This window comes from Mucilaginibacter sp., from assembly GCF_028288105.1.
In the GTDB taxonomy this organism is placed as follows: Bacteria; Bacteroidota; Bacteroidia; order Sphingobacteriales; family Sphingobacteriaceae; genus Mucilaginibacter.
In genome coordinates this window covers 1-17,471 of the sequence record NZ_JAQBOI010000288.1, presented here as the reverse complement: position 1 = coordinate 17,471, position 17,471 = coordinate 1, and the positions used below count along the sequence as shown (strand labels likewise).

Annotated in this window: 10 protein-coding genes and 1 pseudogene; 4 read left to right on the top strand and 7 right to left on the bottom strand. The window is 42.8% G+C overall.

What is annotated here, in order from left to right; genetic code table 11:
* From JWQ85_RS19180 to JWQ85_RS19155, 6 genes are all read right to left on the bottom strand, one after another.
* On the bottom strand, positions 1-1,538 hold a 1,538-nt coding region (locus tag JWQ85_RS19180), incomplete at its 3' end, for a RagB/SusD family nutrient uptake outer membrane protein (RefSeq protein ID WP_299470830.1).
* A gap of 17 nt (positions 1,539-1,555) precedes the next feature.
* Entirely contained in the window at positions 1,556-4,957 is a 3,402-nt protein-coding gene (locus JWQ85_RS19175) for a TonB-dependent receptor (protein WP_299470828.1), read from the bottom strand.
* 225 nt (positions 4,958-5,182) lie between these two features.
* A complete protein-coding gene (locus JWQ85_RS19170) occupies positions 5,183-6,295 on the bottom strand; it encodes a FecR family protein (protein WP_299470826.1) in 1,113 nt (370 codons plus the stop codon).
* 137 nt (positions 6,296-6,432) lie between these two features.
* Entirely contained in the window at positions 6,433-7,017 is a 585-nt protein-coding gene (locus JWQ85_RS19165; RefSeq protein WP_299470824.1) for a sigma-70 family RNA polymerase sigma factor, read from the bottom strand.
* A 161-nt stretch (positions 7,018-7,178) separates the two neighbouring features.
* The gene (locus JWQ85_RS19160) at positions 7,179-7,949 is read right to left on the bottom strand and encodes an SDR family NAD(P)-dependent oxidoreductase (protein ID WP_299470822.1); all 771 of its coding nucleotides are present in this window, start codon (positions 7,947-7,949) and stop codon (positions 7,179-7,181) included.
* 10 nt (positions 7,950-7,959) lie between these two features.
* The gene (locus JWQ85_RS19155; protein ID WP_299470820.1) at positions 7,960-9,675 is read right to left on the bottom strand and encodes an IlvD/Edd family dehydratase; all 1,716 of its coding nucleotides are present in this window, start codon (positions 9,673-9,675) and stop codon (positions 7,960-7,962) included.
* Between the two features lie 337 nt (positions 9,676-10,012).
* Here JWQ85_RS19155 and JWQ85_RS19150 point away from each other — a divergent pair, with 337 nt between their 5' ends.
* The 4 genes from JWQ85_RS19150 to JWQ85_RS19135 all read left to right on the top strand — a co-directional run bounded on the left by JWQ85_RS19150 (position 10,013) and on the right by JWQ85_RS19135 (position 16,803).
* A complete protein-coding gene (locus tag JWQ85_RS19150; RefSeq protein ID WP_299470818.1) occupies positions 10,013-13,138 on the top strand; it encodes a SusC/RagA family TonB-linked outer membrane protein in 3,126 nt (1,041 codons plus the stop codon).
* A 9-nt stretch (positions 13,139-13,147) separates the two neighbouring features.
* Complete coding sequence (locus JWQ85_RS19145; protein ID WP_299470816.1) at positions 13,148-14,722, top strand: SusD/RagB family nutrient-binding outer membrane lipoprotein; 1,575 nt, start codon at positions 13,148-13,150, stop codon at positions 14,720-14,722.
* 13 nt (positions 14,723-14,735) lie between these two features.
* Positions 14,736-15,650, top strand: coding sequence for a DUF4397 domain-containing protein (locus tag JWQ85_RS19140; RefSeq protein ID WP_299470814.1), 915 nt, complete (start codon positions 14,736-14,738; stop codon positions 15,648-15,650).
* Positions 15,651-15,816: 166 nt separating this feature from the next.
* The gene (locus JWQ85_RS19135; RefSeq protein WP_299470812.1) at positions 15,817-16,803 is read left to right on the top strand and encodes a DUF1080 domain-containing protein; all 987 of its coding nucleotides are present in this window, start codon (positions 15,817-15,819) and stop codon (positions 16,801-16,803) included.
* Between the two features lie 135 nt (positions 16,804-16,938).
* On the opposite strand, the pseudogene JWQ85_RS19130 reads toward JWQ85_RS19135, so the two are convergent.
* Positions 16,939-17,471 (bottom strand): annotated as a pseudogene (locus tag JWQ85_RS19130) (glycosyl hydrolase); the annotation flags it as partial.

Below are 17,471 nucleotides of genomic sequence, written 5' to 3'. Positions count from 1 at the left end.
GCAGGTGTTATCTGATCATTCAACTTCATTTCCACATCCGGTATCGGATAAAGCATATTAAATGGTTGAATGGTTCCTGATTGTTTAGCCCATTTGTTATACGTTTTTATACGGTCGACAAATTTACCGGTACGTATCAAATCAATACGGCGCCAACCCTCGGCAAAAAGCTCGCGTGTGCGCTCATCCAGCATCATCGTGCGGAATTCATCCGGTGATGCAACAGTCCATCGCTTATCGGCAGGTAAAGTACCACCCCATGCACGCGCTCTAACTTCGTTAACAACATTAACGGCGTCGGCTGTTTTGCCCAGCTCATTCAAACATTCCGCATAGCAAAGTTTAATATCACCCAATCTTAATATAGGCATATTTTTACCGGAGTTCCACTCGTTATTGATCTGCATACCCGAATGTTTATCAGTACGGAAATCCTCGTATTTTTTCACGTGAGGTTTTAACTCATCATAATCGTTACCAAGGTCTTCCCACGTTATTCGATCTAAGGTTGGTGTTTCGCCATAATAAGTGAAATCATAACGAATGCTCTCGTCTTTGCGCAAATCGCCATCTTCCCATACCCCGCCGTTTGCAACGGTTTCGTATGCATGCACAGTAGGCACAATTTTATCATAGCCCGAATAGTAGCAACCATCGCCAAAGAACGATTGCACCGCGCGCGAACCTATCTGGAACTGAACCTTGTTATTGTTTGGGTAAATCGGGCTAAACTGAAACTCGAAAATAGATTCGGCGGTGTTCGGTTTTGAATAATCCCAAAGGTCCTTATATGGTACTAATGAGTAGCTTCCCATCATTTTTTCGAAACAATCTCTTGCTTTTGCAAAATCGCGTAAACCGGTAGATTCGGGTGCCGACATATAAGCCTTACCCAACATTGCCCAGGCCGCGCCCGAGGTTGCCCTACCGGGATCATTTTTTGCAGGGGCAAGGTTTGCTGCCTTTGTAAAGTCATCAATAATAAATACCCATACATCCTTAATTGGCTGGCGGCGGAAACCCAGTTCTGCCTCGCGGTTAAGGTCCCTGATAGGTATCCCTCCCCAGTACATAGCCAACTCAAAATCCATAAACCCTCTAACAAAATAGGCCTCGCCTAATAAATTAGCTTCTTTAGTGCCCGGGGCGCCGTTAAGTTTTTCAAGGCCCTTTATCATCTTTGCAGCCTCGTTTAAAACCGGCCAGCGTAGGCTCCATTGGTTAGCGGTATAGTTAAGCAACGAGTTTAAGTTTCCATCGTAACGGTCAAGCCCGCCCTTTAGCGCGTCGCTTTTCATTTGAAAGGCACCCTGCTGTGTCTCATCGGTACCCATCATCGTTATTATGCCTTGCTCATCAGTCCTGATATTTTTCCAGTTAGAATATACGCCTTTTAAGCTTGTTTCTATCAGGCCAACATCCGAGTATACCTTGTCTTCGTCTAACTTGGTCAGGCTATCCTCTGTCAGGAACTTCTTGCAGGAGGCTGATAACAGCACTGTTCCTGCAATTAATATGTTTATAAAAGTCTTTTTCATAATCTTTAGCATTCAGGTTAAAATCCAAAATTTACACCTACAACAAACGTTTTTACCGGTGGGTAACCGTAATCGCCGGTTTCCGGATCAAGGCCTTTGTATTTAGTAATACAGAACAGGTTTGAACCGGTAAAGTAAACACGCATACGGTTAGCATGCCAGCTGCTAAGCAATTTCTCGGATAGGTTATAGGATAACGTTAATGCAGACAAACGCAAATACGACGCGTTTTGTAGGGAATAATCCAATTCTGAAGGATTGTACCTGTTATAACTGGTATTAGCTATAACGCGCGGAACGGTAGTATTGGTGTTTTCTGGCGTCCAACGGTTTAACAGATCTGTAGATGCCATGCTTTCACCAATGCTGTTTATCAGCCCTTCATAATAGCTGCTGATTTTTTTAGCACCATGAGAGTATACAAAAACAGCGTTTAATGCTATCCCTTTATAAGACAGGTCTGTTGAAAAGCCACCATAAAATTTAGGGTCTTTTTTACCTACAACCTGCATATCATATTGGTTAACAATGCCGTCTTTTACCCCATTAGGGCCCGAAACATCTTTAGCGAAAAGATCGCCAAGGCCAACTGTTTTACCATTATAGTTAACGCCTTCCCACTCAGAGCGGTTAGATTCTTGCGCTATGCCACCCGAACGGAGGGTATAAATGGTATTAAGCGATTGACCAAGAAATATATTGCCTTCGCGCTGAACTACGTTTTCGTACAGGTTGTATATCTCTGTAGCATTTCCGTACAGTTGTTTCACTGTGTTTTTGTCGAAAGATATATTTCCAGATAAGGTCAGGTTCCAGTCTTTGCTTTGTATTACCTGCCCGGTTAAAGACAGCTCGATGCCTTTGTTATTTATACGGCCAATATTTTGCCACTCCTTAGTGTAACCGGTTGTGGTTGCCAGTGCGCGGTTAAGCAGCAGGTTATCATTATTGATATAAAACGCGTCTGCAGTAACCGTTAAACGAGAGTTAAAGAATGCCATATCAATACCCAAGTTGGTTTGTTTTTGCTTTTCCCAGGTAATATTCGGGTTTCCTCTGCGGCCATCGTTAACAATTAATGCATTGCCATTATCTATCCTTGAACCATACAATGTTTGATATGCATATTTATCAATGTCCTGGTTACCCACAACACCATATCCAACACGTACCTTCAACTGATTAAATATATTTTGTTCTTTCATGAAGCTCTCGTTAGCAATATTCCATGCTGCAGAGAAAGATGGGAAAATACCCCAGCGATTACCTTCGGCAAATTTTGATGAACCATCATAACGTGCAGTACCGGTTAGGAAAAACCTTTCGTCGTAGCTGTAGGTACCACGCGCTATTACAGAAAATAACGAGTAACCGTTAAAATCTGATCCCAACACTGATTTTTCTACCGCGGCAGCTCCACCAAGGTCATAGTACAACAGATCATCACTTGCAAACCTGTCGCCCTGCGCTTTAGTATAGTTTGCACTACGGCGGCTGGCACTGGTACCTAACACACCACTTATACGGTGTTTTGAAGCGATGGTGGTGTTATAAGAAATGGTGTTATCCCATTGCCAGTACAGGTCGTTCCAGCGTTCGTGTTTGGCACGTGCATCGCCGTTATACTGCCTATAGGCTTCCTGTATGTTTTTTGGTGTAAACTCAAACCAACTTTGCTGCGCGTAGTCAACAGCATAGGTTGAGCGGATATCCAGCCCTTTTATAGGGTTGATATTAATGTAGTTGGATGTTACTAACCTGTTGCGGTTTTGGTTGCGGGTGATATCAAGCGAGTTGAACGGGTTGTAATCATTATTGTTTTGCTCGCCATGTGAACGATAGTATACTGTTAGGTAATCACTCGTATACCTTGTGCCCGCAGCCCTGTAAGGCTCATAATTAAGTAAAGGGTTGGCGTTAAGTGCTTTATTGTACACGTCATCAGATGGCAAATTGTCATCGGTACGGGTAAAGCCTGTGTTTGTACCAACCTTTAACCAGCGTTTAACATCATACTCGGCATTAAAGCGGCCGGTATATTTATTCTGATTTGTTTCATCAATAAGGCCCTTAGTACCCGCATAACCAAAGCTCAGGTAGAATGTACTTCTATCTGATCCTCCTGAAAAGCTCAGGGCATGGTTTTGCTGGAAACCGGTACGCTTTACCTGATCAATCCAGCTATAGCTTTTTTTACTGTTATAGGTGTCAAACTCCTGGTTTGAGAAAGCTATATTAGTTTTTAGTAACGTATTGTTAATATAGTCTTGCCTGTTTGCAGTAGGGTTATCTTTCATATAACCGTTTGCATAAGCATCAATCCTTAAATCAGCAAGTTGCCCGGCATCAAGTGTTCCCGGCATATTGGCAAAATTTGAGAAACCTGCCCAGCCATCATAAGTAACTACGCCGTCGCCGCCTTTTTTACGACCTTTTTTGGTTGTAACAACTACTACGCCGTTTGCTCCACGCGAACCATAAAGGGCTGTTGCTGAAGCATCTTTAAGTATTTGAACAGAAGATACATCGTTAAGGTTAATTGAATTAAACCCACCCTGGTTATTCTCCATTATTAAACCATCTACCACATATATTGGCGATGAACCGGCATTAATTGTGTTTATACCACGTATCTTGATCGTAGCATCATCGCTGGGTTTTGATCCACCACTTATGAACACACCGGCCACACGGCCTTGTAATCCCTGGTTAATATTGGTAACCGGGCGCTCCAGCAATGTTTTAGAATCTACGTTACTTACAGAACCTGTAAGATCGCCTTTCTTAAAAGCCGCACCCACAACAATCACTTCATTAAGGCTGTTACTTGCCGAAACCATCACAATTTTCATTGGCCCGGCTTGGGCTGGAATTTCCTGTGTTTCAAATCCAATAAACGTAAATACCAATATGGTACCCGGTGCAACGTTTAACGAAAAATTGCCATCAATATCAGTTACTGTACCGGTTTGGGTACCCTTAATAGCAACTGTTACCCCCGGCAATGCCTCGCCTTTTTCGTCAACAGTTTTTCCCTTAACGGGTTCCTGGGTCATGTCCAGATCAAAGCGTAGTTTGTTTTCGACTGGTACTTCGTTATTTAAATTCCTGATAACTATAACATCACCAGATACCTCGTAGCTTAATTTAAGCGGCGTTAATATTTGGTTTAAAACATCGCCCAGCGTCTTTTTGTTAAATGACACATTCACTTTCTGGCTACTGTTTATTAGTTGCGGACTAAATACAAAACTGACATTACACTGTGTTTCCAGGTTTTTAATTACACTTTTAAGCGTAGCGTTGTTTTCAGTTATAGATATCTTAGTTTCAAGAATTGCTTGCGCCTTCCCTTCTTTAGCTACAGCACTACCTAATAATGAAAGAATTAATGTTAACTGTAAGAATGTAATCTTCATTATTGTTATGAGTATCGGTTTATATTTCATAATTTTAATTTGGTTAATAATCAATTTTTTAACTGACAAGAAGGCCCCTCTCAATCGCCTGGCGATTACAGTAAAATGGGATGTCAAAAACATTTTTTGGGGGCTAACATTTGGGCCGGCAATATTAGTAGTATTGCCGGTTTATTGTTTTGGTTGATATTTAGATAGTCTTTCTTCTCTCCATATTGTTCTTTCTCATTTAGTAATTGGTTGTATATGTTCTTGGTTTTGTGCGCTTATTATAATTCGCCCGTCTATAAACTCGAACGAGGCATTTACTGCTGTACATATTAGTTTAACTTTCTCATCCAGCGGCTTCCTGGATATTGACGCATTCAGGCTGATATTGCCAAGTTTGGCTTTGTCGTATTCGATATTAACGTCGTAAACCTTACTGATCTTTTCAACAATGACAGAAAATGGTGTGTTATCAAAGGTGAATTCTTTTTGGGCTATCTCTTCTGATAAGATCAAAGGCACAGGCAGTGTTTCCTTTTTAAACTTTAACTGCTGTGGTTGGTAAGTAACCTGCTGATTTGGAACTAATGTTACTGAGTTCTCATTATTAGTACCGGCAGCAGCCTTTTTATTATCGTATACCAGTACTTTGCCTGTATTAACAATTACTTTAAAATCCTGCTTATCTTTTTGAGATCTTACGGTGAAGCTTGTGCCCAATACACGCACAACCATATCGTTACTATGTACCAGGAAAGGAATTGTGGGGTTTTTATGAACCTCAAAAAAGGCCTCCCCATCCAAAATAACATCTCTTTTTTTTGCAAACGATCTGAGGTATTTTAATCCCGATCCCGGTTTTAAAACGGCAAGGCTGCCGTCACTCATCTGTACCACCTTTGACTTGGCAGATGTGTTGATCACGCTTAAATATTCGCTATTCAACGTATTTACTTGCTGCTGTAGCTGTGGTGACCTAGTTGGTTTTAATTTAACAAATAAAAAGCCAATTGATACCAGCACCAATAACATGGCAGCAACCTTAAAGTATTTTGACTGATAAAATTTTAAAGAAACAACATTATAATCGTCGGCTTTATGTTGCAGCCGGCTTTTTACATACTCAACAATTTCATCTACCTCGGTATCATTTAAGGTAGTATCAAGTGGTTTTACCGTAACTGCAGAAACAATAAAGCGGGCGTTTTCTACTACAGGTTTTTTGTCCGGATTATTCAGCAGCCACTCGCTCCAGAACGTGTTGTGCTCGTCGGTACCTTTTAAAACCCAGTCAATAAAAAAATCATCGTGCAGAAAATCTTCTACCTCGTAGTTTGTATAATTGGTCACGGTAACTGTTTATATTGGTTTATAATTATATAATATTCCAAAACAGTTAAATATTACCCCTCTTAAACCTAAAAATTTTAACTTTTTTAGATTTAATTACACAACTACTTGATTAACAGTAATTTTATTTCATAAAATCAACTCCAAAACATCAAAAGAACCACTAACCACTCGGAACGGAAGTTCTTATAAGCTTTTTGCAACAGGTTATGTACCGATTGTTTGCTGATTTCCATGATTTGGGCGATGCTGTCAAAATCGAGACCTTCGTAAAACCGCAGGTACATTATTTCGCGCTGGCGCGGCGGTAATGTATTAAGTACTTGTCTGATCTTATTGGAAAGTTCCAAATTTTCAAGATCAGTTATTATTTTGGTTTCAATATTAAATTCAACCAGGAATTCATAATTTTCGTCGAGCGGCTCGCCCATGTTCCATTTAGATTGCTCCCTGAAAATACGGAGACGTACAGCCTTAAACAGATACCATTTCACTGCCGGCGTAGGGCTGATCCTTTCCTTTCGGTTCCAGAGTTCTAAAAACACATCCTGCACACAATCCTTCAAAAAATCCTTATCCTGGCAAATACGGAAGCCATAGTTAAAAACTATTTTTGAATACTTTTTAATGAGGTGGGTATACGCAACTTCGTCACCAGCCCTAAACAGATCCCATAGTTCGGAATCATCAGGAGCTGTTAAAAAGTTATGTTCGAGACCCATTTCGGAATGTTTATTTTAGAGCAAAATTAAAGTAATTTGATTTTTTAATTGTTTACAATTAGTATATGCAAATGTGCCTAAATATTTCAAAGTTATTCAAAAGATCGCTTTGAAATATCATTGCAGGTAAAATGCTGGTTGCAGCAGGATTAAGCAGTCTATTATTTAAGTCCATTGGGTAAAATACTCACAGACGTCCATCCCCCATCTACAAGCAAACTTTGCCCGGTAATTTGTCTCGCCTCATCTGATACCAGGAACAAAGCAGCATTTGCGATATCTGCCACATAGGAAGGGCGGCCCATAGGTGTTATATCAGACCAAATACGTTCATAATCGGCCTCTTCCATCGTGCGTTCGGTAAGTGTGGCGCCTGGTGCAACTGTGTTTACAGTAATTTTATATTGCGATAACTCTATCACAAGGTTTTTGGCGAGCATTTCTAACGCGGCCTTCGTCATGGCGTAAGCAGCCAAATTTTTAAGCGCCTGGTGGCCCACAGCAGATGAGGTAAAGAGTATCGAGCCACCGTTTCCCTGCTGCTTCATTTGCTTTGCCGCGGCCTGTGCCAAAAAGAACGAGCCACCTAAATTTACATCCATTACTTTTGAGAATGATTCCTGGCTATAGGTAAAGAAATCGCCAAAGAGCGTTACCCCCGCGTTGGCAATTACAATATCTAAACTACCATAAAGGTCGACCGCGGTATTTACCATGCTATTTATAAAGCCCAGATCACTGGAATCGCCAGCCATTGCTAAACAATTACCCCCATTATTTTTATTAATAGTCGCTACGGCCTTTTTTGCCAGATCTGCATCCAGGTCATTTAAGATCACCGTTGCTCCTCTTTCTGAAAGCATCCTGCATATTTCGAAGCCGATTCCCTGCCCTGCCCCTGTTACTATAGCTACTTTGTTTTTAAAACTCATTATCAGTTAGTTAATGTGAATCTCTTAATACTTTACTTCCCGAGCCGCCTACCAAAAAATCCATATCAGCGCCCAGGTGTGCTTGCTGAACATGATCGGTATAAAGTTTTACGTAACCGCGATTTGTAATTTCATTTTGCGGCACATATTGTTTTTTTCTTTCGGCAAACTCTTCGGGTGTAATGGCAACGTTTAATGACCTGCCGGCTACATCAAGTGTAATTACATCGCCTGTCCTGATCATAGCGAAATTACCACCTATAGCCGCTTCCGGCGATACATGCAGTACAACTGTTCCAAATCCGGTTCCACTCATTCTTCCATCTGATATGCGTACCATATCTTGTACACCCTTCTCTAATATTTTTTTGGGGATGCCCATATTGCCCACTTCCGGCATCCCCGGGTATCCCTTCGGGCCAACATTTTTCAAAACCAAAACACTGGTTTCATCAACCTCCAGATCATCGGTATCTACTCGTGCTTTAAAGTCTTCAATATTTTCAAATACAACTGCCTTACCGGTATGCTGCATCAAATGCGGGCTTGCTGCCGATGGCTTAATAACCGCGCCGTTCTCGCATAAGTTCCCGGTTAAAATGGCAAGCCCTGTAGCGGTATTAAATGGTGTATCAACAGTAGTAATTACCTCGCTGTTATAGCCTATCGCTTTGCTGTAGTTGGCAGATATGGTTTGCCCGTTAACTGTTATACAATCGCGGTGCAGAATGCCATCCAGCGCCTTTAAAACAACCGGCAGTCCTCCGGCGTAAAACAGATCCTCCATAAAATACTTGCCCGATGGCTGAAGATTAGCTATCAGCGGGATATTCTTCGACAGGGCGTCAAAGTCTTTTAGCTCCAACTGTACGCCTATCCTGCCGGCAATGGCTAATAAATGGATCACAAAGTTTGTTGAGCCGCCAATGGCAGCATTTACTTTTATGGCATTCTCAAAAGCGTTTCTTGTAAGGATGTTTGATAATTTCAGATCCTCTTTAACCATTTGCACTATGCGCAAACCGGATAGCTGCGCCAAAACCTTGCGCCTGGAATCTGCAGCAGGTATAGCTGCGTTTCCCGGTAGCGAAAGGCCAAGCGACTCCACCATACAGGCCATTGACGAGGCTGTACCCATAACGGCGCAATGCCCATGGCTGCGGCACATTGCAGCTTCTATCGTTAATAATTCTTCTTCCAGTATTTTACCTGTACGAACATCGTCATGGTAGCGCCAAATATCGCTGGTACCTAACTGTTGGCCCCGGTGATTACCCGTCAGCATTGGTCCCCCTGATACAACGATAGTAGGGATATCAACGCTGCTCGCCCCCATTACCAATGAAGGCGTAGTTTTATCACAGCCGCATAATAGCACAACTCCATCCAGCGGATTTGCCCGGATAGATTCTTCCACATCCATACTGGCCAGGTTGCGGTATAACATGGCAGTAGGCTTCATCAACGTTTCGCCTAAAGACATTACCGGAAACTCTACCGGGAATCCGCCCGCTTCTAAAATGCCGCGTTTTACAGATTCCGCCAGTTCGCGAAAATGAGCGTTACATGGTGTTAACTCGCTCCAAGTATTGCAAATGCCAATAACCGGCTTGTTTTCAAATTCATAATCAGGGATGCCCTGGTTTTTCATCCAGGCACGGTAAATAAACCCGTCCTTACCTTTGCGGCCAAACCATGCCCGGCTTCTTAATTCCTTCTCTGCCATTTTAATATTATTGTTTCACAAATCCAGCGCTGTATGTAATTCGGCCTTATAACTGTCTAATTGGTTTTATAATTACGGCGCTTTTAACGGATTGGTCGCCTAATTTACAGCATCGGCTACAATGTAAATATATTCATCAATTTTTTGTCTTTACAATTCCTTAAACATTCAATAAACTAACTAACCCAATACCCCGATAATATCTATGTCAATGTAACAATATTGTTGCTCACTCTATAAATTTCATCTAAAGAAATATCACTGGCATTTTATATTGTGAATTAATAAATGTTTCTCTACATTCACTTTTATATCACATTCACCTTAAAATTATTGTATGAAGAAACATCTACTCATCTTTCTTCTGTTGGTTAATTGTTGTGCCAGTCAGGTTATAGCACAAACCCGAACAATTACCGGAACAGTTACCTCAGCCGCCGATAATCTTAACATACCCGGTGCAACCGTCAGGATCAAAGAAAGTACTACCGCAGTAAGTACGGATAACAATGGTAAATATTCCATAAATGCCGCTACAGGGCAGGTGTTGGTCTATTCCTTTATCGGCAACACTACAGCCGAACGTAGCGTGGGCGATCAAAGCGTTATTGATGTAGTACTACAAACTGATGTTAGGAGCCTGCAAGAGGTTTCTATCACTACCGGGTTCGGTGTAAAGCAGGATAAACGTGATCTTACTTCCTCTGTCCAGGTAATAAAAGGATCGGCCGTACAAGCCACGCAGCGCGAAAACTTTGTCACTGCCCTGGCAGGGCGCGTAGCGGGCGCCAACATTACCAGCACAAGCGGCCAGCCGGGAGCTTCGGCCTCTATTGTACTGCGTGGTATAACTTCTATTGGTGCAAGTAACCAGCCCTTGTTTGTTATTGACGGTATCCGCGTTAATAATGAAGCGCTAAGCCAAAGTGCATTGGCATCTAACGGTGATAACCGCCGACAGGATTTCACTAACCGTATAGCCGATATAAACCCGGATGATATTGAAACCATCACGGTGCTAAAAGGTGCGGATGCGGCAGCGGTTTATGGCTCGGATGCAGCAGGCGGCGCTATCGTAATAACCACAAAAAAGGGTACAAGTGGCAATGGTGCATTAACTTACGACAATAACTTCAGCTTTGCCAAGGCCTACCGTTTTCCTAAAGTACAAAACGTGTTCGGCCCGGGCTCGTCAGGGAATCTCGATCCTTTAGTTAGGACAGCCTTTGGCCCCGCCTATGCGCCGGGTACCACAACTTATGACAACCTGCAGAACATTTTCCAGACAGGCTTTACCCAGCAGCATAACCTTGCCCTTGAAGGTGGTAGCGACAAAGCTACTTATCGTATATCATCAGAGTACAGACATACGGGCGGCGTGCTTCCGGTAGCTTATAATGATAAAATATCACTAAGGTTTGCCGGTTCAGCTAAATTAAGTTCCAAACTAAGCAGCAGCGCCAGCTTTAACTACTTCAATATAGATAACCGTAAGTTAAACAAAGGTAACTCGGGTACTTATATCAATGCGCTGGCATGGCCAACTAACGATGATGTACGCAACTACCTTAACCCCGATGGCAGCCGGAGAACATTGCTGCCACCCAAGCTAACCAACGTTGTTACCGATGCTACTATAGATTTTGATAACCCTTTGTGGGATGCGAATAAAAACATCAGCCGCGACAAAACTAACCGCATGGTGGCCAACGTCGACCTTTCTTTCGATGCTGCAAGCTGGCTTAACTTAAGGGCGCTTGTTGGTGTCGATTTTTATACCACCAATGGTAATAACCTGCTTAGCCAGTATAGCTCCTCTTATCAAAACTCACCTTTAAATAGTTTTGCAGCTACCAATGGTATTGCTACGGGGGGTATCATTGATAATTATAACGACAACAATCTGCTTACTAACGGATCGTTGTTCGCTACTGTAAAAAAGACCTTCGGCGATTTCCGGACAACTCTTGCCCTGGGTGCCGAGATATTTGATAACCGCGACCAGATAAATGGTTTTTATGGTGAGAAGTTCCTGCAGCCCGATTTTAATACGATAAACAACACTACACCAACCACGCAAAGAAACTCAAGCAACTTCTTTGAGACCCGCCGTATTGGTCAGATAGTTCGTTTAGGGGTCGTTTATAAAGAGATGATCACCATTAACGCCACAGGCAGGCAAGATTATTCATCCCGTTTATCCGGCACTGCAAATAACACCTTCTTCTACCCTTCTTTTGGCGCGGGTTTTATTTTTACCGAATTGCCAGGGTTAAAGGATAATAATATCTTATCTTATGGTAAGCTAAGGTTCTCGTACGCCGGTGTGGGTAAAGACCCATATGCCCCGTACAAAATTAAATCGAGCGTTATACAGCAGGGCACAACAGGTGGTGGTTTTGCTTATGATGTTACCGGAAACAACCCTAACCTGCGTCCGGAAAAAGATTACCAGCTGGATTTTGGTGCAGAGCTACAATTCTTCCAGGGCCGCTTAGGTGCCGATATCAGCTTTTACCAGTACCGCGCTACCGACCAGATCTTTGACCCGCGTATCAGCTATGCATCAGGATATATCCTGGAGTTTGTTAACGGCGGCGAGATAAGGAACCGCGGTATTGAGGCACAACTGACCGCCGTACCCATAAAAACAACCGACTTTAACTGGAGCACATTTGTAAACTTTACCCTAAACCGGGGTAAGGTGATCAACCTTGGGGATCTTCCGGAGTTTTATAATTCCGACACCTGGATTTACGCTAATGCACGCGCCAGTTTATTTCCGGGCAGCAGTTTAACAAATATTGCCACCTACACCTATGCACGTAATAACAAAGGCCAGATACTGGTTGATCCATCAAGCGGTTTACCCATTTCAAACAATGCCTTTGTTACCTCGGGCGACCGGCAACCAGATTTCACCATCGGTTTTGGTAATAATTTTACGTACAAATCTCTAAATCTGTCCTTCCTTTTCGATATCCGCAAAGGCGGTGATGTATTTAACGGCAATGAACTATTCCTTACCCGTTATGGTTTAAGCGACCGTACGCTTGACAGGATGCAGCCACGTATTATACCTGGTGTGTTAAAAGATGGCAACGAAAACAGCGCTACCCCAACCGTAAATACCATACAGGTAACACCATATTATCAAACTACCTATTACTCAAGCGCCGTTGAATCAGATTTTGTTGAGCACGACATAAACTGGATAAGATTAAGGGATATTACGCTTAACTATTCCCTTCCTAAAACTTTACTGGCACGCTCCAAAGTATTTAAGACCGCCAGTGTGTTTGTTACCGCAACAGATCTGTTCCTGATAACCAATTACTCCGGTGCAGACCCAGACGTTAACGGTAACAATTCATCAACCCGAGGCTCCGGATCAGCCGGCTTCGATTATGGAACTGTTGCCACGCCGCGCACCATTTCTTTAGGTTTAAGAGTAAAATTATAAGCAGACACTATGAAAAAGATCATATATATATTTACGGCACTGCTTGCCATAGGCATTACCAGTAGTTGTAAAAAATTCGTCGATATAAACGACAACCCAAATGCGCCAACCAGTGTTGATGCAAGCACCCTTTTGCCACCTATGCTGGCCGGTATGGCCCGGGGCAATTGGTATGACAGCCGTTACATTGGCCAGTACGTGCAAATATGGGGCGCTCCCACAGCTCTTAACGTGTGGGATCAGGAAGGCTATATCCCCGGCAGTGACTCGGGTGGCGAAATGTGGCGTACGGTTTACTTTAGCCTTGGCCAAAACGTGAACCTGATGATGCAGGATGCCATAGCGGGTAAAAAATACGATTACATTGGTGTAGGATGGGCATTAAGGGCATGGGGATGGCAGAACGGAGCCGATGAGTACAACAACATGGTTGTAAAGGAAGCATATGACCCAACAAAACTCACCTTTAATTATGATAGCCCCGAGTACGTTTATGCAGAGGTAGTTAAAGATTGCCAAACAGCCCTCAACTATCTTAATCTTGCTATAAATACAAATGGTAATACATCTGCTTCGTTAGCTAAAGGCGATTATATGTATTATGGCGACCTGCTTAAATGGCGTAAGTTTGTTTATGCAATCCTTGCGCAAAACACGCTGCATCAAAGTAATAAATCGACATTCAATGCAGACCTGGTTAAAAAATATGTTGATAGTTCGTTTGTAAGCAATGCCGATAATGCCAGCGTACAGTGCACCGGCTCACAATCAGGCGATGCAAATTTCTGGGGCCCAACACGTGGTAATATCCCAAGTTTCCGCCAGTCGGACTACATGGTAAAATTATTAGATGGCCGGATATTTACAGGCGCTGCCGAGCAGGATACCCTTGCAGACCCACGCTTGCCACTCTTGCTTGCACGAAGTAAAGACAGGGCTTTCCGGGGTGTTGTAGCGCCGCTTGGTGATCCTAATACAGCTGATGGAAACATATCTATACCTGCTATGGCAGGTGCAACCACAGCCAACTCGGGTACAGCATCTGCAAAATACATCTTCAATGATAATTCCAGGGGGGTGCTCATGACCTACTCCGAGCTACAGTTTTTTGTTTCGGAAGCCTTATTTAAGAAGGGCGACCTTCAAGGGGCATATACGGCTTATATCAATGGCATAAAAGGGGCGCTTGATTTTGTGAGCAACCCACCTATTGGCAGTTCGTTAACCGGAACACAAAAATACATTTCGCAAACTGCAATTGACAGTTATTTAGCGGGTCCGTCTGTTCGTCAAAATGCAGCCTCGTTGCAACTGAGCGACATTCTTCAACAAAAATTCATCTCCTTATTTGTTTGGGGCGCGCCCGAGGTATGGTCTGATATGCGTAGATATGACTACAGTACAAGCATTTTTCAGGGATATGTTATACCCACTACCATTTATCCGGACAATGCAGGCAAACAAGTATATCTGTTACGCCCAAGATACAACTCTGAGTATATCTGGAATGTGCCGGCCCTAAAGTTAATAGGCGCACTCGATCCGGATTACCACACCAAAAAACCATGGTTTGTATTACCTTAAACATTTAACGGACATGAAAAAATCAATATATATGGCGTGCGGCCTGCTATTGTTAATAGCAGGTTGTACCAAAACAACGATAACGCAGGTAGGTGATATAACTACCGGTACACAAATAAAACTGATACATACCGCTCCCGGCGTACCTGCTGTTGACGGGTATGTAAATGGTACAAAGGTTTCGGCAATTACTACCTATTCTGTAACAGATAATAATATCATCACAGCGGTAACCACCGGCTTTGGTTATTTATCGGTGTTCCCGGCGAACAATTACGTATCTGTACCATCTGGCAGTACTGCGATAAAGTTTATTGCTGCTACACCCGCTCCGGTATTAAAAAGTGCGCAGACTATTGCCCCCGCCACTGTAATTGGCGAGGTTACACAAAGCAGTACCGATGGTTCGGCCTACTCTGCATTTTTAATGGGCCTGCCCGGGGCCACAACAAATGGGTTAACCATAAAGGTAGTAGAAGATAAATTCCCTGCCCCAATAGCCAATAAGGCATTTATTAGATTTGCTAATACAGTACCTAACGGTGGCGCGGTAGATTTGAATGGCACCTTCACTTTAGCGGGAGGCACAGCCACAACGCTACCCTTTATCAGCAACATAGCTTATGGAACGGTAACCGATTTTGTACCCGTAGATGTTAACCCGGCAAGTACAACAAATTATAAGTTTCAAATGGTCACATCGGGCACCACAACCAATTTTGGAACAATTACCGCTGATATACCCTTAGCCCCCGGCAGGTATTACACCGTAATTGGCCGTGGTTTGGCTGCTGATTATGCGGTTCCGGGTACCGGCATAACCTTAAAAGGCACTACAAGACCAACAAAGCCGGTAGGCGACCCAACAACTACAGCACCCGAAATTTATCACAATGCGCCGGGCATTACCTATTATACAAATAAGTAAACAGCAGCCACCTAAGCGGTGGCTGTTTCATTGAAATTGTATGTGTAATGTTTATGCAGAACAGAAAGACATACTCAAGAGTAAGACAATTTCTCTATAGGTAAGAGAGAATAATTCTCTTTGTATTGTTGATTTAGTTTGTAGATTTAGAACTCATTAAAAACCTATGAAAAATTTATCGATTTTAAGCAGCAAACGCATTTCGCGTGTTATAGGCCTGCAAGTTATTTTGGCATTGTTCTTTTTTTCCGGGGTTAAGGCCTCGGTTAGTAACCTTGTGATAGATAAAGACCCGGCTGTTATAGGCAGATGGGACATCACTATAGATAAAGATGGTAAAAGCCTTCCTTCGTGGTTAGAGGTTCAAAAGTCGGGCACACATACGCTTATTGGCCGTTTTACTTATGCTTTCGGCAGCGCACGTCCTATTTCAGAAGTGAAGCCAAACGAGGGTAAATATAGTTTCTCTATCCCGCCGCAATGGGAAGAGGGAAAACGCAATATGGATTTTGAATTTGAGATAACCGGCGATGCGCTAAAAGGCACCATGGTTTATACCGATGGTAAAACATATTCTTTCACCGGCGTTCGCGCACCCTTATTGGTTAGAACCAAACCAACTGTTTGGGGAAAAGCTATAAAATTATTCAACGGAAAAGATACCAAAGGCTGGCACACCGATGGCAAAAATCAATGGACGGTTGAAGCTGGTATTTTGCGAAGCCTAAAATCGGGCGCTAACCTAATAAGTGATAAAAAATTCAACGATTTTAAACTGCATATCGAGTTTCGTTACAAGCAGGGTAGTAACAGCGGCGTTTATCTAAGGGGCCGTTACGAGATACAAGTTATTGATACTAAAAGTGGCGAACCAGAGCCTATTAACAACCAATTTAGTTCGGTTTATGGCTTCCTTCCGCCCAATAAGATGATGGCAAAAAACCCCGGCGAATGGCAATCTTATGATATCACCCTTGTAGGCAGGTTAATTACCATTGTAGCCAACGGAACTATGGTGATATGCAAGCAAGAGATTCCCGGGCTTACAGGAGGCGCTATTGACAGTAAAGAGGGCGAACCAGGCCCCCTGCTTATTCAAGGCGACCACGGCCCTATAGACTATAGAAATATTATTATTACACCAGCTAAATAACAATTGCGTGGGTAAGCACTCTAAAGGCGACTTTCTGCTTGCTCAAATAGCTAATAAATATAGCCGCATTATTTAATGCGGCTATATTTATTAATGACCCAGCCTATTCAGGGCTTAGGGTTTTATACCCGGCAATCAGTTTTGAATTTTTATAGTTGTTTTAGCTGCCGAGTTCCAACCGTCAACTTCAATTGCCAAATTTTTACCAGATGTAATCGGATATTCAACGATGATCTTTTTTTCGGCCCCGGGCAAAATCGAGATGTAATTATCAGTATAAAAGGCTGGAAGTACCCTTTGTTTGCTATCCTGATCTATTAGAGACACCCTGTTGAAGAACGAAAGCATCCTTTGTTGTTTATTGCTCAGTGTAACCTCAATTTTTCCGGGGTTTATAAAGCGGGCTGTACTTACCAGGCCATCCGCTTTCATACTTTGCAGGCCCGAAAACTCTCCTTTGTTATCCGGCAGCCAATACAAGTTTTCTGTTATTACACCCTTATCGGTATCCAACAATTGCAGTGAAAGGAAACCGCCCTCCTTTGCTGCCATCTCATCCAACGCTCTTTTTACCGACAGTATCTTTTTGGTTGATGAAGGCACGATATCCACAAATACCTGGGTGAGCAATTTTTCTTTCCCATCCATATCAAAAGCTTTAACAACAA

Coding starts and splice junctions, on each gene's coding strand:
- JWQ85_RS19175 (WP_299470828.1), bottom strand. CDS start 4,957: ATGAAGATTACATTCTTACAGTTAACATTAATTCTTTCATTATTAGGT.
- JWQ85_RS19165 (WP_299470824.1), bottom strand. CDS start 7,017: ATGGGTCTCGAACATAACTTTTTAACAGCTCCTGATGATTCCGAACTA.
- JWQ85_RS19160 (WP_299470822.1), bottom strand. CDS start 7,949: ATGAGTTTTAAAAACAAAGTAGCTATAGTAACAGGGGCAGGGCAGGGA.
- JWQ85_RS19155 (WP_299470820.1), bottom strand. CDS start 9,675: ATGGCAGAGAAGGAATTAAGAAGCCGGGCATGGTTTGGCCGCAAAGGT.
- JWQ85_RS19150 (WP_299470818.1), top strand. CDS start 10,013: ATGAAGAAACATCTACTCATCTTTCTTCTGTTGGTTAATTGTTGTGCC.
- JWQ85_RS19145 (WP_299470816.1), top strand. CDS start 13,148: ATGAAAAAGATCATATATATATTTACGGCACTGCTTGCCATAGGCATT.
- JWQ85_RS19140 (WP_299470814.1), top strand. CDS start 14,736: ATGAAAAAATCAATATATATGGCGTGCGGCCTGCTATTGTTAATAGCA.
- JWQ85_RS19135 (WP_299470812.1), top strand. CDS start 15,817: ATGAAAAATTTATCGATTTTAAGCAGCAAACGCATTTCGCGTGTTATA.